At 63.1% G+C, this 19,954-nt stretch carries 9 protein-coding genes; 3 read left to right on the forward strand and 6 right to left on the reverse strand.

Going from position 1 to position 19,954, the window contains the following annotated elements; translation table 11 throughout:
- Positions 1-96 precede the first annotated feature (96 nt).
- Both M3P88_RS02470 and M3P88_RS02475 read left to right on the forward strand, forming a co-directional pair.
- On the forward strand, positions 97-2,232 hold the full coding sequence (locus tag M3P88_RS02470) for a SulP family inorganic anion transporter (RefSeq protein ID WP_249614473.1): 2,136 nt from the start codon (positions 97-99) through the stop codon (positions 2,230-2,232).
- A 31-nt stretch (positions 2,233-2,263) separates the two neighbouring features.
- Positions 2,264-4,414 carry a SulP family inorganic anion transporter gene (locus M3P88_RS02475; protein WP_249614474.1) on the forward strand — a complete coding sequence of 717 codons (2,151 nt, stop codon included), beginning with the start codon at positions 2,264-2,266 and terminating at the stop codon, positions 4,412-4,414.
- Positions 4,415-4,611: 197 nt separating this feature from the next.
- On the opposite strand, the gene M3P88_RS15875 is transcribed toward M3P88_RS02475, so the two are convergent.
- From M3P88_RS15875 to M3P88_RS02510, 6 genes are all read right to left on the reverse strand, one after another.
- Complete coding sequence (locus M3P88_RS15875) at positions 4,612-6,804, reverse strand: CHASE2 domain-containing protein (RefSeq protein ID WP_283773067.1); 2,193 nt, start codon at positions 6,802-6,804, stop codon at positions 4,612-4,614.
- Positions 6,792-12,980, reverse strand: coding sequence for a GLUG motif-containing protein (locus tag M3P88_RS02490; RefSeq protein WP_249614475.1), 6,189 nt, complete (start codon positions 12,978-12,980; stop codon positions 6,792-6,794). Before M3P88_RS02490 ends, M3P88_RS15875 begins: the two co-directional genes overlap by 13 nt.
- Before the next feature lie 10 nt (positions 12,981-12,990).
- Entirely contained in the window at positions 12,991-14,547 is a 1,557-nt protein-coding gene (locus M3P88_RS02495; RefSeq protein WP_249614476.1) for a ShlB/FhaC/HecB family hemolysin secretion/activation protein, read from the reverse strand.
- Positions 14,532-15,917, reverse strand: a complete 1,386-nt coding sequence (locus M3P88_RS02500) for a FecR family protein (RefSeq protein WP_249614477.1) — start codon at positions 15,915-15,917, stop codon at positions 14,532-14,534. Before M3P88_RS02500 ends, M3P88_RS02495 begins: the two co-directional genes overlap by 16 nt.
- Positions 15,918-16,197: 280 nt before the next feature.
- Positions 16,198-17,331 (reverse strand): alpha-hydroxy acid oxidase, encoded by a 1,134-nt coding sequence (locus M3P88_RS02505; RefSeq protein ID WP_249614478.1) that lies wholly within the window; start codon positions 17,329-17,331, stop codon positions 16,198-16,200.
- A 39-nt stretch (positions 17,332-17,370) separates the two neighbouring features.
- Positions 17,371-18,849: a cyclic-di-GMP receptor FimW-related protein gene (locus M3P88_RS02510; RefSeq protein ID WP_249614479.1), complete on the reverse strand. Its 1,479-nt coding sequence runs from the start codon at positions 18,847-18,849 to the stop codon at positions 17,371-17,373.
- Positions 18,850-19,089: 240 nt separating this feature from the next.
- On the opposite strand from M3P88_RS02510, the gene M3P88_RS02515 reads away from it, so the two are divergent.
- On the forward strand, positions 19,090-19,947 hold the full coding sequence (locus M3P88_RS02515) for a flagellin N-terminal helical domain-containing protein (RefSeq protein WP_249614480.1): 858 nt from the start codon (positions 19,090-19,092) through the stop codon (positions 19,945-19,947).
- Positions 19,948-19,954: the final 7 nt, after the last annotated feature.

Genomic DNA, 19,954 nt, shown 5'->3' on the forward strand with positions numbered 1-19,954 from the left:
GAGGCCGGGTTTCCACACGAATCAGACCTGATTTCAAGGCAACTTCTGCCAAATTTGCGTATTATGATTTATATATCATATACGAAATAATATACCGTGAGCTTCCTTTCTTCTCGCTTGCCGGCTATTTCCAGTGGCAGCTTGCTTGGCGTAATTGCCATGACGATCGCTGCGGCTTATGCCTCTTTATTGTTTCAGGGCGCGGCTTCCGCCTATACCGGTTTGGGTTTCTGCATACTGATGCTTGGAACCGCCGTCGGTGCCATGGTGGTTGCCGTTAAAAGCCGCCAGCCGGGGCTGATTACCGGGCCGGACGAGGCTGCCACCATCGCGTTGGCCTCTGTCATTGCCGGAATCGCAGGTTTGCGCTCTAGTGCATCCACCTCGCCCGAAGCCGCGGCCCTGATGGTTATCATCTTAATGGGCAGTGCCGGCTTGCTGGCGGGCGTGCTGTTCTGGCTGGTCGGACGCTTTCATTTGGGGCAGTTGATTCGTTACTTGCCGTATCCGGTCATCAGCGGCTTTCTGGCCGGATCAGGCCTATTGCTGCTATGGGCAGGTTTAGGTTTGGCCGGTGGCATCGATCATCTCGGACTCAGTCACCCCGCAACCTTCCTGCAACTGTTGCCACGCTGGCAGTTTTGCTTGCCGGCCTTATTGCTGGCCATCGCATTGGTGAGAGGAGGGCGTTATATTTCCCATTCCCTATTGATGCCGATGACCTTGCTAGCCGCCGTGGTGTTGTTTTTCAGTGTGGTGTGGTTAAGCGGTGCCGATGTGGGCGGCTTGCGGCAGGCGGGTTGGTTGTATCAGCCTCCTGTGCAGGATGATTCTTTTGATTACGCCCGCTTTGCCGCCGCCTGGGCGACGCTTAAGCCCGATTTTTTTCTGTCTGCCTTGCCGCAGTTGTTGCTGGTCGCGCTGGTGGCTTTACTGGCTATGCTGTTGCAGACCTCGGCGCTGGAGCAGGTATTGGGGCATGATCTTGAGCTGGATGCCGAGTTGCGTGCGCAAAGCACGGCCAATTTACTGGGTGGCTGTTGTGGCGCTTTGCCCATGGTGCCGTTTATCAGCGACACCTTGCTGAATCTGGATATTGCCGGTCCCAATCGTTTAGCCGGTATGGTGATGGCTCTGCTATGTGTGTTGGGTGCCATCGCCGGTTTGTCCATCATGCCCTGGATTCCCCAGTTTGTTCTGGCGGCCATCCTGATTTACTTCGGCGTCGGGCTCTTGTCGGACACCCTGATCAAGGAATATGGCCGTGCACGGCGGGCAGACTATGCCGTTATGTTGTTGGTGGCTCTGACGGTCAACCTGTTCGGCTTCATGCAAGGTGCGCTGCTGGGCGTGCTGTTTACCGCCGGATTTTTTCTGCGCGATTACAGCCGCCTCCAGCCGGTACGCCAGCAATACCATGCCGGCAATGCGCCCGGGCGGGTGAGCCGTCCGGTGACGCAACATGTCGCGCTGGAGGTCGATCCGCACTGGCTGGCGGTCTATGTGCTGGAAGGCTATCTGTTTTTTGGCAGCGCCCACCGCCTTTACCAGCAGGTTAAAGCGGCATTCAACCACACCTATCCGGAGTGTCTGATACTGGATATGGGGCGGGTGCAAGGCATCGATGCAACCGGCATCGCGATGCTGGACAAGCTGGCGCAGCGTCAGGCCGAGCGCCAAGGCGTACTGGTCTTGTGTGATATGCGCGCAGGTTTGCCGTTGCCGCAGGGCGTGGGCATCGTGTACCAGCCGGATCTGAATCACGCGCTTGAATACGCCGAAGACTTGCGTCTGGTGCGGCTGGGCTTAGCAGACGATGAGGCACAGCCGCTGCCAGGCCTTCTGGATGAGCTGGCTGCCTATCTGAAGCCGCGATCCTATCAGGCTGGCGAGCTATTGATCCGTCAGGGAGACACCGCGCAGGGGTTGCTGTTTATCACGGCAGGCAGTGTGTCGGTGCGGCTGATGCAGGCATCGGGCAAGACCATCCGCTTGCGCCGTTTTATGTGTGGCACCGTGCTGGGAGAAGTCAGTCTCTATGCCGGCACGGCAACCAGTGCCAGCGTATATGCCGACGAGGCCACCCGGGTATTGCAACTGAGTCCGGCAGCCTTGTCGCAACTGGAATTCCGTGCGCCGGCACTGGCTTTGCAACTGCACCGCCAGATCGCGGCGGTGATGGCTAACCGCCTGCAAGACACCAATCTTAGCTTGCTACAGGCGGCAGCCTGAGTATGCGGATGCTGCACTTGGACTTCACTTAATGAAAGCAAACCACCGTGGTTTAATGTCAGCCGTGATGAGCGCCAGCTTGCTGAGTCTGGTTGCGATGACGGCTGCTGCTGCCTACGCCGCCTTGTTGTACCGGGGCGTGGCAGCCAGTTATTTTTCGCTGGGGTATTGCGTGCTGATGCTGGGTTCGGCAGCAGGTGCCGTGGCGCTTGCCTTTTCCAGCCGTATGCCTGGCATGATAGGCGGTGCCAGTGAGGCGGCGGTGATTGTGCTGGCCAGCCTGTTTTCCGCCTTGTCATCCACCCTGTTTTTTCCCGGCATCAGTGCCGAGGCCGCCGCGCTGAGCATCCTGGTACTGACTGCGCTTTCCAGTTTTATGTCCGGTTTATTGCTGTGTCTGGCCGGGCGCTACCGGCTGGGCGTCCTGGTGCGCTACCTGCCTTATCCGGTGATCTGCGGTTTTCTGGCCGGCTCCGGCATGATGCTGCTTTTGGCCGGAATGGCCTTGGCGGGCGGGCTGGATGAATTGTCGCTGGCGCAGCCGGCCTCCTGGCTGATGCTGGGGGGGCGTTTTACGCTGGTTTTGCCGGCCTTGCTACTAGGGTTCGTGCTATGGCTGGCCGGTTATCGCATTTCGCACCCGTTGCTTGTCCCTGTGGCGCTGCTATTGGGCGTGCTGCTGTTTTACCTGGTTGCCGCACTATCGGGGCAGGGCACGGTTGCATTGCAAAGCGCGGGCTGGCTGTCGGTGCCCAATATGGGGAATGGCATCGGCTTTACCCGGGTATGGGGCGCATGGCACGAGATTCAGGCTTCGCACCTGCTGGTCGCATTGCCTCAGGTCATGCTGGTGCCGGTTGTGGTACTGATGGCGGCCTTGCTGGAGTCCAGTTCGCTGGAGCGGGCCAGCGGTTACGATCTGGACATGGATCATGAACTGTCGGTGCTGGGGGGCGCGAATCTGGGGGCCAGCCTGTTTGGCGGCTTGCCGAATGTCCCTTTTCTTAGCGACACCCTGTTGAATCTGCAAATTGGCGGCCAGAGCCGCGCGGCGGGGCTGTTGCTGGCTGGCGGCTGTGTGCTGGGTGCCGGTCTGGGTTTGCAGCTGATCCCATGGATTCCGGTTTTTGTGCTGGCCTCCGTGCTGGTGTATTTCGGCATGGGGCTCATTGGCGAAACCCTGCTTGAAGGCTGGCAGCAGATGTCGCGGGCCGATTTTTTTGTGCTGCTGTCGGTGGCGCTGGCAATCAATCTGTTGGGCTTTATGCAAGGCGCGCTGGTCGGGGTATTGCTGGCGGGCCTGTTGTTTTTGCGTGACTATGCCCGCCTGAATCCGGTACGACAGTATTACGATGCAGCCGGTGCCCCTAGCCGGGTAAATCGTGCGCCGGCCCAACGCACCGCCTTGACCCGCGAGCCGCAATGGCTGGCGGTTTATGTGCTGGAAGGCTATCTGTTTTTTGGTGCAGCCCAGCGCCTGTACGATCAGGTCAAGCACCAATTGCAGGCGTATCCGGTGCGCACGCTGGTGTTTGATCTTGCGCGGGTGCAGGGGGTGGATGCGACGGCATTGGCGCTGTTTGCCAAGATGGCGCAGCGCATGGGCGATAGCGGCGGGCAGATGCTGCTGTCTGCCGGACGGGCCGGCGTGCGGGTGAGTTTTTCCCGGCTGGATGGTCAGGCCGGCATCGTGATGCATTACCCCGACCTTGACCATGCGCTGGAAGCGGCGGAAAGCGGGCAACTGGCACAACAAGCGGCACCGGCCGCCTTATGCCCGGACTATACCGGCCTGATCGAGCAGCTCCAGCCTTATCTGGCGCCGATGACGCATGCGGCTGGTGCTGTGTTGATACGGCAGGATGCACCGCCATCCGGGTTATTGTTTATCGCCTCGGGTAGCGTCTCGGTGCGGGTTAAGCCGGCGGATGGACCCGAGTTACGGCTGCGCCGTTTTTGTGATGGCACGATTCTGGGCGAGATCAGCCTGTATCGCGCCAGCCCGACCGTGGCATCGGTCATTGCCGATGAAACCGTGCATGGCTGGCATTTGCCGCTGGAGGCGCTGCTCCGGCTGGAGCAGGACGCACCACAACTGGCCTTGCGCCTGCACCGCTATGTAGTGGGCGTGATGGCGGTGCGTCTGAACGAAACCAACCGCAGCCTGTTGCAGGCAGGCTGAGGTCGGGTCTTGTTTTGGGCGATGTCCCGCTTATGCGTTGGCGCAGATGGGTGTTGGACTTTCCGCCTGCAGCGCGCAGCCGATCGCCACGTTGCACCCGTTGAGATGGGGGAGGGCGATCATGCACCCACCTTGGGTGCGGGTCGTTCAAGCAGGCGCCGGCGGTGTCTGTCCAGGGTCTCTGGCATCGGCTTTACTTACTTTTCGCTGTGTTGGTGAATGCCGTCCCAGTCGGCAGCGGGCGGGTGTTGCAGATAGCGTGCGCAGCGGGCCAGATAGTAACGGTAGAGATCATCGTGCGGCGCGGCCGCGGCCAGCACCTCGAGGCGGGTGTGGGCGGCGGCGAAGTCGCGCGCGCGGTAGGCGGCCAGCACGGTCTGCCACGCTTCAAGTTCCGCGGCGGCTTGGCTGGCTGTGGGCAGTGGTTGCCACGCGCTGATCGCCTCGCACTTGCCTTTGACCCGCAGTTGGTCGACTTCGCGCCACACCCTATCGGGGCAGGCGGCGCGGGTGTCCGGCCCGCATAGAATGGGCACGCCATAGACCTTGGTCAGCCCTTCCAGCCGTGCCGCCAGATTGACCGCATCGCCCATTACCGTATAGGCGCGGCGAAAGTCCGAGCCCATATTGCCCACACTCATCCCGCCTGAGTTGATGCCGACACCGATAGCCAGTTGCGGCCAGCCACGTACGGCAAAATCCGCGTTGAGTGCGGTCATGCCATCCACCATCGCCAGCGCCGCTTCGACGGCGTGGCGCGCGTGCGCCTCGTCGGTCAGCGGCGCCCCCCAAAACGCCATGATCGCGTCGCCGATATACTTGTCGACCGTTCCCGCCGCCGCTTGCACATGTGTGGTCTGTGCCGACAGGTAACGGTTCATCAGCGTGGCCAGTTCAGCTGCCGGCAAACCTTCGGACACGCGGGTGAAGTCGCGTACATCGGAAAACAGCACGCTCATCACCCGGTGCTCACCCTGCATTTGTGCGAGGAAACGCTGCGGTGCATCGGCCATCTTTGCCACCAGTGCCGGCGGCACGTAGCTGCCGAACGCACCGGACAGTTCGCGCCGTTTGCGTGCCTCGCTGAAATAGCCCCAACTGGCATTCATCAGATAAAGCAGCAGGATCAGCGTCAACGGCGCGGCCAGCGGCAGTGCCAGCAGTTGGTATTGCCAGGCGGCCAGATTGCCCGCGATCAGCAAGGCGGCCAAGAGCAAGGTGGCCAGCGCAGCCCTGAGCGGGGAGAGCAGCGGTAGCAGCAGCGCCAGTCCCCCCCCCAGCAGCAGTACCAGCAAAGCTTCGATCAGTGGCGCATCCGGCTGGCGGTACAGGCGGCCATCCAGCGTCGCCGCGATCACGTTGGCGTGGATTTCCACGCCAGGGTAGACGGCAGACAGCGGCGTCGCGCGCAGATCCATCAGCCCCGGCGCGCTGGCGCCGACCAGAACGATACGTCCGACCAATTGGGCGGGGGGGACCTCGTGAGCCAGCACCCGTGCCGCCGATATATAAGGAAAGCTGCCGCGTGCGCCGCGATAGGGGATCAGCAGGGTGCCGCTACGGTCCAGCGGCAAGCGCCAGTGGCCGATAGAGACTGCATCCATTTCGCCGCCGGCGCTATATTCGGGCAGCAGTGGCATGTCGCCGGCGAGACGGCGCAGCATGGCCAGCGACAGACTGTCGTAGAGCTGGCCATGATGGGCAAGCAGCGCCGGCAGCCGGCGGTTGACACCGTCGGCATCGGCCAGCGCGTTGAAATGGCCGGCGTGACCGGCCGCCTGTTGCAGTCGCGGTAGATTGGCGCCAAAGCCACCGGCCATGACCGGCATCATGCCGCTGGCCAGCGCCTGCTCGAATACCGGCTCGGGCAACAGGCCACTTTGCCGGGCTGCACGGGCGCTGGTATCGAAGTAGTAGCCCAGCACCACCGGCGCGCGGCGCACGCTGTCGGCGAGGCGCCGGTCATGGTCGTCGCCGGCGGCCAGTTGCCGTAATTCGGGCAGCAACGCCGGGTAACGCGCACCGAGGGCGGGCAGCCAGTCGTCGCTGGCGCGGTGTTCGGGTTCGGCAAACACCGCGTCAAAACCGATGGCGCGGGCGCGGTAATGCCCGGCCAGTGTATCGACCAGCGTCGCCACCGTTTGCCGTGGCCATGGCCATTGCCCGAGCCGGGCGAGACTGGCCTCGTCGATGTCGACAATCACCACCCGCGCATCGACCCCGCCTGGCGCAGTCAGCGCGAGCCGGCTATCGTGCAGCCAGCCTTCCAGCCGGGCCAGCCCGGGCAGGGAAATCACCCCGAGCGCACCCAGCAAAAAAGGCAGGCATAGCAGCCACGCGGCAAGGATGCGCCGCGTATGGCGACGCCACAGCGCGCTTATGGCTGGCAAACCTGCACACCCTGTTCGCGCTGACGCTTTTCTTCATCCTCGCCCCCGGCCGTGGTGAGCGGGCTTGGGTTGCTGAAGTTTTGCGATAGCTGTATCACCTCCTGCGTCGTGCTGGCCTGCCAGAAAGTGCCTGCCTGACTGTTATCGCCGGGTTGGGTGACAGGTGGTGTCACCGGCGGGGTCACGGGTGGCGTGACTGGGGGATTAACCGGCGGGGTCACCGGAGGGGGGGCCGAGCCTGCCCACGCCAGTTGGTAGGAGCTGCCATTGCTGGCGGCCGTGGCGCTGGCCGGCAGGTTGCTGCTGGCAAAACTGCCGCTCAAGGCATTGGCGCTGATCAGGTTGAAGGTGTCGGTATTGCCCGTCGTCGGTGCGTAGCTGCCGGTGATCACATTGTGGGTGCCTGCCAGCGTTGCCGTACCCCCTACATTAATGGTGTCGAACTGGCCGGCGCCGTTGCCCATGACCTCGCTATTGATGATCGAGCCTGCGCCCAGCATCAGGTCGCCGCTTACCGTCAGGCTGCCTGGTGAGAAACCCGGCGCCAGCGTCGCGTTGCCGACTTGCAGATTGCCGCTGACGGTGCCGCTGCCGGCGAGCGTGCCGCCAGCCAGATTCATATTGCCTGTCAGTGTGGCAAGATTGCCGCTGCTGCCCAGCGTGGTTACCCCGCCGCTTTGCGTATAGCCGCTGTCAAAGCGGATATTGCCGTTCAGCGTACTTTGTCCTGCATTGTTAAAGGCTGTTTCAAAACGTGCGCCGTCGGCGAAGCGAACCGTGCCCAGATTGCTCACGGTGGCGGTACCGCTGTAGCGGGCTGCGGCGGCAAACTCGGTGTTGCCGTTTTGTAAGGTGGTGGCGCTGTTGAACACCTGGTTGCCGCCGGCAAAAGTCAGTGTGCCGCCGCCCAGATCGAACACGCCGCCACGGTTGCCGCCGCCGTTGAGGGTAAGACTGCTGCCGGCGCCCATATTGAGGCCGCCGGGCAGGTTGATGGCATTGCCGCCGGCGTCCAGCGTGGCGTTGCCGCTGACATTGAGCGTGCCCAGCCAGTTTTGGCTGGCCGAGGTTTTCAGCGTGCCGGCGAGCAGCCAACTGGCGCCCGACTTTAACTCGAAGCCCAAATTGGCGAAGGTCAGGTCGTTGCCCGATGCGCTATACAGGCTGCCGCCGCCCGACAGCGCGCCCAGCGTTGCCGCCGAGCCACTGCCGTACACACTGAACATGCCGGCGCTCAGGTCAAAACCGGTGGCGAGGCCAGCGCTGGCGACGCTGTAGCCGGCGGCGGTCACCACATTATTGCTGTCGCGGGCGATGGTCAGCAGCGGTGCGTCGCTGAGGAAGGTGCCCTGCGCCAGTTGCAGCAGGTAGCTGCCGTCGGCCGACGTTACTGCCTGGCCGATCACTTGCCCGCCCGAAATCACCTGCACCGTCTGCCCGCCGCCGCCGGTAAGCTTGCCCGACACCAGTTGCGGCGCCGCCGTGAACTGCCATTTCAGGTAGGGCGTGCCCTTGCCATCGACGATGCCCCAGTTATTGGTAAAGTCGAAGCCGGCATAGGATGGCTGCTGCGTCAGTTGGGTATCGCTGAGTGCAGATGGGGTACTGCCACCGCTGACGGCCTGTGTTTGCCCGGACGCCGCCGCATTCCAGTAGCTGTCGCTCAGGCTGCCGATGTTGTAGCCGACCAGCGCACCTTGATTGCCGCCTGCGGCCTTGACCCGCGCCGTCGAGTAACTGGTGCTGATACTGCCAAAGTTGGTACCGGCCAGCCCTCCACTGCTGACACCATTCTCCAGGCTGCCCTGACTGTAGCTGTCGCTGATGCTGGCGCCGGAGGCGTTGGTGCCGGTAATGCCGCCTTGCGTGCTGGTACTTGTGATGCTTATAAGCGCGCCGGCTTGCCGGATGGTGCCGTTGTTGTAGCCGGCGATACCGCCTACCGCCGTGTTCGTGTAGGGCCCGTAGTTCCCTGAGTCGGACAGGCTGCCGCTGACCGAAACCCGCTCCAGCGTGCCGCTGTTGGTGCCGGCGATGCCGCCGCTTGCCGCCTTGTTCTGGGTCTTGATCGAGACATTGACCAGGCGCAGGTCATGCGCCCGGCTGCCAGCCCCCACATTGCCGAATAGGCCGGTCGAGAGGGTGATGTCGTGCTGGATAGACAGGTTGCTCAGCGTATGGCCGGCGCCGTCAAAGTCGGCACCATTAAAGTGCGGGATGCTGAAGTTTTTCAGCGCCGAGAGGTCGAGGTCGGCAGCGAGGCGGAAACGGGTGTCGGCGTCAGCGGCGAAGCCAAGCACCGCCTTGAGCCTGTCTACGCTGTCAACCACGAAGTAGCCGTCGGCGGTGGCCGGCGCGAAATAGTCGCCTGCCGCCAGCACACCGTCGGCCACCCAGTCGGCGTACTGTTTGTCGTACAGTGCGCCGGCGGTCACCACCTTGTTGCCGTTGATCGTCACCGTGTCGGCGTTGTAGTGGCTGTTGGACAGGATGGCCGTACCAGACTGCGACCCGACCAGACCGCCAGCCATGGCGCCCGCTTTGGTATTGAGCGAACCCTCGAAGCGGCTGCCGGTCAGTGTGGCGTTATGGCCCAGATTACCGACCAACCCGCCGACTTCGTTATCGCCAATCACCTTACCGCGGGCCACGCCGCCGCGTATGTCGTGTTTGTCGGAATAGCCCCAAATTGCCCCGACCAGCCCACCTACAAAGCTGTTGCCGGTCACGTCGCCGCTGGCCGAGCTGTTGCTGATATGGCCAATGCCGTTCCAGGATTGGTGAAGGCCGACCAGCCCGCCGGTTCTATCGCGGCCGCTGACGGCTCCGCTCGCCTCGCTGCTGTCGATGGTTCCGTTGCTGTTGAGGCCGACCAGGCCACCGCTTGCGTCTCTGCCGGCGACGGCGCCGCTGGCCTGGCTGTTGGTGATTTTCCCGGCGCTGTTGTAGCCGATCAGCCCACCGGTTTCGTTGCCGCCACTGCTGACATTGCCGCTGGCTTTGCTATTGCTGATGTCGCCGCCAACGTTGTAGCTGCTAAAGTTGGCGCCGACCAGTCCGCCGACGCGATAGCTTGTGCCTGTGACCTTGCCGCGCGCCTCGCTATTGGTAATCGTCGCGCTGTTGCTGCCCACCAGCCCGCCAACCTGAGCATTACCACTGACGTCGCCGCTGGCGACACTGTTCTCGATCCGGGCGCCGTCGTAGTTCCAGCCGACCAGTCCGCCGACGTTGTAGTCGGTAGAGGTGACCGCACCGCTGGCGCTGCTGCTGCTGATGCGCGCGGTATTGCCTGAGTTGAGCCCGACCAGACCGCCGGTGATGCCGTCGGTGCTGCTGACGGTGGCGTCGGAGTTGCTCGTGCTGATGGTGCCGTTATTGATCCCGGCCAGACCGCCGATGTAGTCCTGGCCCTTGGCGCTGCCGTGGCTGCTGCTGGCGTCGATGCTGCCGGTTCGGGTATTGAAACCGACCAGTCCGCCGCTGCCGCCCCAGTCGAAGCCTACATTGTCGCCGACAGCCTCAAGCGTGCCGGCCGCCACGCTGCCCTGCACGCTGCCACGGTTTTCGCCTACCAGCAGGCCATTGTTGCTGTAGCCGTAGCCCCGGATGCTGGCGCCGGCGAGTTTGAGGTTGGCAAGGCTGCCTTCGTTGAGGCCAACCCAGCCGGTGCGCCCGGTGAAGTCCTGCGTGATGTTGAGCTTGGACAGGGTATGGCCCGCGCCGTCGAAGCGACCCTTGAAGTAGGGCAGGAAGAAGCCGGCATCCCCAACCAGGTCCATATCGGCGGTGAGCGTGAAGCTGTAGCCGGCGTCGGCAAAGCCGAGCAGGTCGCGCAGGCCCTGCAGCGAGCCGACTTTGTAGCCGCCGTTGCCGTCGGTGGCGAGGGTGGTGGCATAGTCGGCGATGTCGAGCTTGCGGTTGCCGGCGAGCCAGGCCTGATACTGGTTTCCATACAGCGCGCCTCGGGTGAACACACGCGACTGCCCGTTGAGGGTGACGGTTTCGGCGTTGTAGAAGCTGTTGCGGAGGGTGGCTTGGTCGTCCTGCCAGCCGACCAGACCGCCCAGCCAGCGCGCAGTGCTGGTGCTTGTGCTGTTGATGCTGGCACTACCACTGAAGGTGCTGTTTTCCAGCGTGCCTAGGTTGGCGCCGACCAAGCCGCCGACGATATCATCACCCGAAACACGTCCGGAAGCGGTGCTGCCGCTGATGCGGCCACCTAGATTCCATCCAACCAGCCCACCTGTCCAGCGGGAGGTCGAGTCGACCTGAGCGTCGCTAGTGCTTTCTACAATGACGCCTTCGTTCTTGCCGACCAGCCCCCCCGTGCCGGTCACGCCGCTGACCTTGCCGCTGGCGCTGCTGTGACTGATGCTTCCGCCTGTGATGTTTTCACCGACCAGGCCACCGGTTTTCTCGCTTCCACTGACGGAGGCGGCCGAAGAGCTATCCCGGATCACGCCGAGGTTGTAGCCAACCAGCCCGCCGATACGGATGCCGCCTTTGATGCTGCCGCTGACGCGCACGTTTTCAATCACGCCGCTGTTGGTATTGGCCAGAGCACCTGCTGTGTTGTTGCTGTTGATGTTGACATTGGCCAGCGTCAGGTTCTGCAGCCGGCCGGCGTTACTGCCGAACAGCGCCGCTTGCTGATTGCTCAGGGTGTTGCCCAGACCGTCGAATACGCTGCCGCTGGCGAGCCCCGCGCGGGAGGTGAAGCCTGCATCCAAAGCAAAATCATCGCCCAGCGCAAAAAATCCGCTGTCACTGCCGGCCGATGCGGGTTTGAGCGCGGTGGTGAACTCATTCTGGCTACGGATCAGCTTGTAGTCCTTGCCCGCAATGCTGAGCTTGGCGTTGGCGCCGGTTAGCGTGACCTTGCCGTTTGGGCCCAGGGTGTGCCGGCCGCCGCTGCTGGGGGTGAGCACCAGGCCTGCATTGGCACCACTGGCGCTGATGGCGCTGTTGATGCTGATATTGCGCTCGGCCTGCAGCGTTAGCGTGGTGTCGGCGCTCCAGTTGACCGCGTCGTTGATCAGCACGTCACCGTTGCCCGCGCTTTGGCCGGCGCTGCTTTGCAAGGTGATGTTGTTTTGTGCCAGTTGGCCGGAGAGTTGGCTGCCGGTCAGATCGCCGCCGCTTTGCGCCACCACGAAGTCGTTCGGGTCGATCAGCCAGTCGCCGGTCTTGCCTTGGGGGGCGCGGGTGTCGACGTTGACACCGGCAAGGTTCACCTGCGCGCCCGAGGTTTCGATAAAGCCGCCGTCGCCGCCTTGCTCGCCGCCTCTGGCACTTAAGCTGCCGTGTACGGCGGCCTTGCCGCTGGCGACAAGCTCGATGCGCCCGCCGTGACCGCTGCCTTGGGCATCCGCGTTCAGGCTGGCGCCCTGGTCGACATGGATGGTGCCGGCGCGCAGCACGATCTTGCCGCCGCCGCCGACTTCGGCGCGGGTGGCGCTGATCTGGCCGCCGTGGCGGATCTGGCCGGCAAACAGCGCCACCGCGCCGCTGGCCGCGTCGATGCGGCCGAGGTTGAGTACGGCATCGGCTGGGGCTTGCAGCGCGAAGCGGATATCGGGGTTGGCCAGGTCGATCAGTTCGACGCTTTGTCCGGCGGCAAGCACCACATTGCCGTGTTCGCTCTTGATGACCCCCTGGTTGCTGAGCTGGGGGGCGATCAGCGCAAGGTCACCGTTCAGTTGCAGCAGCCCTTCATTGTGGATGGCAGCGCCGAGACCGCTGAATTTGAGCCGGTCGGCCAGAAAGTCGCCATCGCTGATGTTCAGGGTCGAGGCGATAAAGCCGGCGGTGTCGATGCGTGCGCCGGCACCAAAGATTACGCCGTTGGGGTTGATCAGAAATACGCGGCCATTCGATTGCAGCGTGCCTAGCAAGCGGCTGGGGTCGGCGCCGGTGACGCGGTTGAGGAGGGCGCTGTTGGCAGAGAGCTGGTTGATCTGGACGCGTTCGCCGGCTCCGATGCCGAACTGCTGCCAGTTGACGATGGCTCGGTGGCTGCCCGAGGTGATATTGAGCACATTGGCCGCCGGGGCGTTGATGGCGACATTGCCGGCGACGACGGTATGGCCGCCGGGCAGGGCGTAAACCGGGCCGAAGGCAGCGGCAAGCGCGATGACCAGTGCGCGCGGACGGAAGTGGGGCACATAGGGCATGGGTGTTCCTTTAGAAGCGGGCGCTGGCTAAGGCATGGGCGCGCCAGGTGCCGGCGCGGGTGCTCGGGCCGTCTTTTAGCGGACGGGCCAGATCAAGCGAGAGGCCCAGCAGTTTGTGCGGCTGCCAGCGCAGGCCGGCACCGAGCGAGGCGAGGGCCGAGCGGGCATCTTCACCCGCTTGCGGGTCGATGCGGCTGACTTGGCCGGCATCGACAAACAGTAGTCCCCTGAGCGTGGGGCGCAGCAGCGGCGTCCAGCATTCCAGCGCGGCGAAATAGCCGCGCTCGCCTGAGACTTCGCGTTCCTGATAGCCGCGCACGCTGCTGCTGCCTCCCAGACCGAACTGCTCGCCTGGGATCAGCGCATCGCGGCTGTACTGGCCTTGCAGGCGGCTGTTCAGGCTCCAGTTGCGCGGCAAGAGCATGCTGGCGTTCAGGCCGCCATGCCAGGCCTGCCAGTTGCGTGTTGCGCCGGCGCGGTTGGCGCCATAGTGAAGGTCGTCGTTATCCGACCCGCCGGGCAGGTTGTGCGCCCAGTCCAGCGAGGCATCCAGCTGGCTGGCGGCATCTTGCCATTGGCCATTCCACGCCAGTGTCAGCGGACGCGTGCCGACATCGCTGCCCAGATTGTCGCCGGCGAACAGCACTTGGTTGGTGAACGACTTGCTGTCCAGCGCCAGCGCCACGCTTTGCCTGAGCTTGCCTTGTAGCGGCAGGTGATAGCTGGCGCGTACGCCGTAAAAATGGCCCTGACCCGCCACATCGAAAAAGCCGCCGACGGTGCCAGAGTCGACATTGGAGTAGACCGCATAGGCGGACAGGTCGGTGGCCAGCGCATATAGCGGCAGCTTCCATGAGGCGCCAAACTGGCTTACATCCTGACGGTGTTCATCCGGGCTGGTGGTATAGGAGGCGGTGAGTTGCTGGTCGGTATCGAACAGGCGCGAGGCCTGTGCGCCGACCGACAGTCGCCATTTGCCGGTGCTGGCGTTGCCGTTGTTTTGCAGCGAGGCAAAGGCCAGCCACGGTTTTTCATCTTCGACGCTGACTTTGACATCGATGGCTTCGCGTTCGCGGCTTTCGGACAGGGTCAGTACCGCGCGGTGCGCCGGATGGTCGTTGAACTGGGCAAGGTTGCGCGCCAGCTTGCGGGTGTCCGGCGACTGGCTGCTTTGCAAGCCGGGCAGGGCGTTCAGGATGGACGGGGTAGAGAAATGCTGGTTGCCAAAGACGCTGATATCGCCCACCGGCAACAGGATGAGTTGCAGGCGCACGGTGCCGTCCACGGTTTGCGGCGGCAGGATCACGCGGTAAAAACCGTGTCCGCGGGCGGCCAGTTCTTTTTGCAAGGCCGCCGCCGCTTGCTGCAGGCTGGCTATGGTCTGGTTCGCACCGGTGTAGGGCGCGAGGACGCGGCGGGTATCGTCCGGCGTGAGCGGGTTGGCGTCGGTCAGCTGATAGGCGGTGACGGTAAAGCCGGGCCCGGCTTGGGTCGCCAGCGCCGCGACCGGCATCAGTGCAAAAGCCAGCAGCAGCGGCCGCATGGACAGGGTTAGCGTATCGTGCATTGGGCGGGTGCCTCTATCAGGCTGGCGCGCAGTTGGGCGCGCAGTTGCAGTCGGGTTTGGCTTTCGTCGAAGTCGTCAGGCAGCGGTGTGGTGTCGTCGGCCATAAAGGCCGGGATGGCCGCAAGCTTCTCGGGAACATGGCCGGCAAAGTCGGCGTAGCCTGCCTCGTCCGGGGCGAGCGCCACTTCGCCGCCGCCTTGCGCGAGCGCGACGCGGCCGCTGCGTACCCAGCTATACAGGCCGGGGCGGGCGGGGGTGAGACTGTCGTCAAAGCTGCCGGCGACGCTGTCCGGGCGCGGCAGCGCATCGTCCTGCATAAAGGCGGGGACGCCGCTCAGGTAGTCGCTGGCACCATTGGCCACATTCACCGCCAGCGTTTGCCCGACGCTGACCGGCACGCGGTACGGGCCGGCCGCCACTTCGATCGTGCCTTGCCAGGTATGGGCGAACAGGCGGCTGCCCTCGGCCGGGCTGGCACCGGTGCGGGTGCCGACCTCGGCCGGTGGTGCCTCGCTGCCGAGTGTTTCGGTTTGCGCGCAGCTGTCGCGGCAGTTCAGGTCAAAGCCGGTGCCGCGAATGCCGATCACGGCGGTGGCGGCGTGTACCTTGTACGCCTGCGGGTTGGCCTTGCCGATCGCGCCGGTGACGATGCGTGCGGCGCCATCGATGAGCCTGAGGGCGGCTTGTCCGCCCTGGCCTTTGGCATAGCGCCATTCCTTGACTGAAAACCGGGTATTGGGGCCAAGACTGGCGCGGCTGCCATCGGCAAAGGCCAGCACGGCAATCGATGCCGCGCCGGTGCTTACCGTATCGCCTTCGGCGACGGCACCGCCTTTCACCAGTACCCGGCCGCCGGCGTTGACCTGGCCCTTGATGAGCAGCGCGCGTGCTGCCGGATTGGAAAGCGTATCCTGACAGTCGCCGCTGTCTGTGCACAGGCGCGCATCAAAGGAGGTGCCGCGGATGCCCAGCGTTGCGGTCGCCGTCTGGTATTTCACGGTTTCGGGGCGGGCTTTGGCGATGCCGCCCGAGATGCTGCGGATGCCGCCGGCGACCAGGGTCTGCAAGGTGCCGTCGCTGCGGTAGCGGTTGATGGTGAGGCGGGTGGCCGGGCGCAGGGTGTTGCGCGCGCCATCGGTGTATTCGATAACGGCGAAGCCCTTGGCATCGGTGCTGACGGTATCGCCTTCCTCGATTGGGCTGCCTTTGGCAATGATGCGCAAGGGGCCGTTGGCCGCTTGCGCGCTGACGGTGCCCTGGCTGAATAGAATGCTGCCTACCTTGTCGGCTGCCTGCGCCGTGCCGGTCAGGCATAGCAAGGCCAGCCAGAGCAGTGTGCGCGGGCGCACCTGATGTCTGGTGTGTTCCAAAAATATCTCCTGACGACGCGAGCCAAAACTTTACACAATCAGGATATACAGTTTATGACGTAAGGTTTGCTTTTTGGGTGGGCGGACGGTGGTAGCTATGCCCAGCCGTTGGCGTGCTATGCAGTAAAACCTTGCTGCCATGTTGGTTTGTGCAATAAATCTGCCGAATACGGCTTTGGCGTGCATAAAAAAGCCCTGATCGTTGTCGGATCAGGGCGGCTGGCTTGGGTGGGGTTGTGTTGCGTGCAGCAGACAGTGGCCGGGCGCACCGCCTGGCCGCTTAGCGCACCAAAATATCCGGGCCGATGTCGCGGATGGTTTGCTTACCGGTCAGCGCCATGCTGACATCGAGCTCGCGCTGCAAGATGGACAGCATTTGGCTGACGCCGGCTTCGCCCATGGCACCCAACCCGTACAAAAAGGCGCGGCCTATCATATTGGCTTTGGCACCGAGGGCGCAGGCTTTGAGTATGTCCTGACCGCTGCGGATGCCGCCATCAAACCAGACCTCGATCTGATCGCCGACGGCTTCGGCAATGGCCGGCAGCGCCTGAATCGACGACATGGCACCATCGAGCTGGCGCCCGCCATGATTGCTGACCACGATGGCGTCGGCGCCGGTGGCGACGGCCAGCCTGGCATCTTCTACATCCAGTATGCCTTTCAAGATCAGCTTGCCGCCCCATTCCTGCTTGATCCAAGCTACATCATCCCAGCTGAGTGTCGGGTCAAACTGTTGTGCCGTCCATTGGCTGAGCGACACGATGTCGCTGCCGCCGGTCACATGACCGGCCAGATTGCCGAAGGTCTTGCGCCCGGCCAGTGCGCGCAGCGCCCACGCCGGTTTGGAGCCGATGTCCAGAATATTGGCCAGGGTCAGCTTGGGCGGCACCGACATGCCGTTTTTCAGATCCTTGTGGCGCTGGCCGAGAATTTGCAGATCCAGCGTCAACACCAGCGCCGAGCAGCCGGCGGCCTTGGCGCGCTGGATCAGCGCACGGATAAAGCCGCGGTCGCGCATTACATACAGCTGGAACCAGAATGGCGCTCGCGTGGCGGCGGCCACGTCTTCAATCGAGCAGATGCTCATGGTCGACAGGGTAAACGGAATGCCGAATTTTTCGGCGGCCAGTGCGCCCAGAATCTCGCCATTGGCCCATTGCATGCCCGCCAGCCCGGTCGGCGCAATAATGACCGGCATGCTGACTTCCTGCCCGAGCAAGTTGGTGCGGGTGGAGCGCTGTTCCACATTGATGGCGACGCGCTGGCGCAGCTTGATCGCCGCCAGATCGCTGCTGTTGCTGCGATAGGTGCTTTCGGTGTAGGCCCCGCTGTCGGCGTAGTCGTAAAAGGCTTTGGGTACGCGTTTTTGCGCCAGTTGGCGCAGGTCTTCCACACAGGTAATCACGGGCATGGCTTAAGGTCCGCAGAGAGTTTGGGCAGGCGCTGCCGCCTACTGGTTTTTGTATTCGAATAGCTGGTAGTGGCTGTTTTGCATCAGCAAGCGGGTGGCCTGGATGGCGGTTTCCTGTGTGCCATGGCGAATAATGAACGGGCGCAGGGTGTTGAAGGCGCGCCCTTCCAGTAGCAATACGCCACAGCCGCTATGGCGCAGGCTGCCTTTTAGCATGATGGCCTGCTGCCAGCTGGTGCCTAGCGAGTTGTCGGGGCGTATTTCCACGGCTTGCGGCTGTTTGCCCATATATTCGATGCCATACCAGGTTTGCGCATCGTGGCTGTTGATGCGGCGCACGATGCCGCAGCGCCAGTGGCGCGGCTTGCTGCTGATCAGCACCACCTCGCCCGGCTGGATATGGTAGAGCCGGCCTTCGCCCTGCAACTGCACACCGGACAGGCTCAAGTCGACTATATGCAGCTCCGGGGCCGGCACGGTGGCGTCTTCACCGGTTGCCGCCTTGGTTTCTGCGGCCAGCGCCGCCCAGCAGTCGGGCAGTGAACTTAACAGGCGCAGCTTATTGCTTTCCAAGCGGCGGCGCCGGCGGTGGCGCCGCCGTGCCGGATGGCGCCAGTTTTGCTGCAACTGCAGCAGTAACTGCAGCTCGATTTGCGACACCGGCTCGGGCAGGGCTTGTAGTCGCGCCTGCAAGCGCTCCAGCAGCACGGCCAAATCCAGTTGCCACCATGGCCCGGGGCCTTTGCGCGCCGGCCAGTCGGTGATAAAGCGCGGCGGGGTGTCGCCGGCACTGCTGAAAACAAAACCGCCTTCTTCCGCTAGCTCGCCTGTCGCGGCCAGCAGTTGCAGGTGGCGGGCTTCTTCCTGCATTAACGGAATAAAGGCATTGAGCGAAGCCTGATCCATGCCGTTACTGGCGATCAAACCGGTCAGCAAAATGGCCGCGTAGCGGGCGGCCAGCGTGATGGCAGGCTCCCCGACCGTTTTTTGTGCCCAGTTCTTGGCCGCGATATGCGCATAGAGCTGGTGGCAATCCAGCCAGAAGCCATCAGGCAGTTGGGCGTGATGGCGGGTGAAATAAAGCTGCAGCTGCCAGGCGCTATCCAGCGCCAGCGCCAGCGCTTCCATGCGCGGCTTGCTGCTGGAGAGCCAGCCGCCGCCGCTGCTACGGTCGCGCAGCATGGCCAGACGCTTGTAACCCTGATGCAGGGCGATTTCAAGCTGTAGGGCCAGCGCCTGCAACTGGCTGCCGGCGCCGGCATCGTCAGGACTGCGTTCGCGTGCCAGCGCGTCAAGCCGGTTTTGCAGACGGCTGCCGGTGGTGCGCGCCGCTTGTAGCGACAGCAGCAAAGTATCGGCCGACAGCGGACTATGACCGACCTTGTCCAGCCAGAGCAGCAAAACCCGCGCCGCTTCATCCGCATCCAGTGCAGTGGTGGACGGAAAGCGGGGCAGTAGCGGTTCGGGGCTGGCCGGTGACAGCAAAACAGGCAGCGAGGGCAGGGTCAGGTCGGTCACGGCAGGCTTGCGGGGCTGGTAATGATGAAATCATATCATTATGCGGGCTGCAGTGTTGTGTTGGTAAAGTATGCGATTATTTTGTAGTGGGTACTTAAAAGCCGTACTTGTCTGGCCGTGTGCGGGGCGAATAAAAAATTTAGTTGCCGGATTTAAGTGTTGCGATAAGGCGGTCGTCTTGTATCAGTGAAGGCGCTGGAATGAGTGCCTCAATTGATACCAAAACCGGAGAAATCTATCATGCTGAGCCTGCACACCAACGCCGCATCGCTGTTCACCAAGAGCAACCTCAATGCCAACCAGAGCGGTCTGTCCACTTCGATGACCCGTCTGGGTACCGGTCTGCGCATCAATAGCGCAATGGACGACGCTGCCGGCCTGCAGATTGCGACCCGTCTGGATGCACAAAGCCGCGGCATGGGCGCCGCGATGAAAAATGCACAGAACGGCATCTCGCTGCTGCAGACCGGGGAAGGCGCACTGAACGAAGTGTCCAACATCCTGCTGCGCATGAAGGATCTGGCGACCGAGGGTGCCAACGCCACGACCACCACTGCAGACAAGGCGGCGATGCAGGCCGAGTATGATGCGTTGGGGGCAGAAATCGGCAACATCATGAAAAACACCCGTTTCGGCGGTACTGAGGTGTTGGACAAGACTGCAGGTACGCTGGGCAAGGCTGCAATTAAGTTCCAGATCGGTGCATCTGCGGCTGAAGTCATGGATGCTGATCTGAAGACGACACTGGGGGATGTAGACACGGATGTCGGCGCTGCTACAACGATGTATGGCGCGGCACCCGCAGCGGGCACCGAGATTGGCGCCGCTGCCACCATCACGAAGCTGGATAAGGCGATTGCTTCTGTTTCCAAGTCTCGCGGTGAGATGGGCGCTGCTGCCACCCGATTGCAGTCGGTGTACAGCAACTTGGGTAACGTGAACAACAACACCCAGATCGCCAAGGGCCGCATCATGGATACCGACTACGCGTCCGAATCCGCCAGCATGACCTCCAAGCAAATGCTGATGCAGGCCGGCACCTCGATGCTGAAGCAGTCCAGCTCGATGAGCCAGCTGGCGATGTCGCTGCTGCAGTAAGCCATAG

The organism is Craterilacuibacter sp. RT1T, assembly GCF_023502145.1.
In the GTDB taxonomy this organism is placed as follows: Bacteria; Pseudomonadota; Gammaproteobacteria; order Burkholderiales; family Chromobacteriaceae; genus Craterilacuibacter.

Bases quoted from the DNA above. Each gene is read 5' to 3' on its own strand.
- M3P88_RS02475 (WP_249614474.1), top strand. From the start codon at position 2,264: ATGAAAGCAAACCACCGTGGTTTAATGTCAGCCGTGATGAGCGCCAGC.
- M3P88_RS02490 (WP_249614475.1), bottom strand. From the start codon at position 12,980: ATGCCCTATGTGCCCCACTTCCGTCCGCGCGCACTGGTCATCGCGCTT.
- M3P88_RS02495 (WP_249614476.1), bottom strand. From the start codon at position 14,547: ATGCACGATACGCTAACCCTGTCCATGCGGCCGCTGCTGCTGGCTTTT.
- M3P88_RS02505 (WP_249614478.1), bottom strand. From the start codon at position 17,331: ATGCCCGTGATTACCTGTGTGGAAGACCTGCGCCAACTGGCGCAAAAA.
- M3P88_RS02515 (WP_249614480.1), top strand. From the start codon at position 19,090: ATGCTGAGCCTGCACACCAACGCCGCATCGCTGTTCACCAAGAGCAAC.